Below are 354 nucleotides of genomic sequence, written 5' to 3' on the forward strand. Positions count from 1 at the left end.
GTTGCATTTTTTAAAACACGCACATTGGGTTCTTTCATCACTAAATTTTCGCCATTTTCTAAAACAATTATTTTTTCTTTCATTTTGTATCCTTTTTAAAATAATTCTTAATTTTTAATGCTTATGCACACCTAAAATATACTTTGTAAAAACCCACGAAGTGGCGCGGAGCCTTTAGGGGTTTGGAAAGGACACTTGTGTCCTTCCTCGCAAAAGGGAATTTACTTCCCTTGCGAAGTTAAAATAAAGGCGAAAAACACGCCATAGCTGCACCAAGAGCTCATGGTAAATCCACTTACACTTCACAACTCTTTCCTTTGTGGTGTTTGGTTTTTAACTATAAAAGCTTTATAG

1 pseudogene is annotated in these 354 nt (G+C 35.0%); it reads right to left on the reverse strand.

Going from position 1 to position 354, the window contains the following annotated elements:
• Positions 1 to 83: pseudogene (locus tag B6S12_RS10925) on the reverse strand (phage tail assembly protein); the annotation flags it as partial.
• Between the last annotated feature and the right edge of the window lie 271 nt (positions 84 to 354).

It is taken from the genome of Helicobacter valdiviensis (assembly GCF_003245365.1).
GTDB lineage: Bacteria > Campylobacterota > Campylobacteria > Campylobacterales > Helicobacteraceae > Helicobacter_D > Helicobacter_D valdiviensis.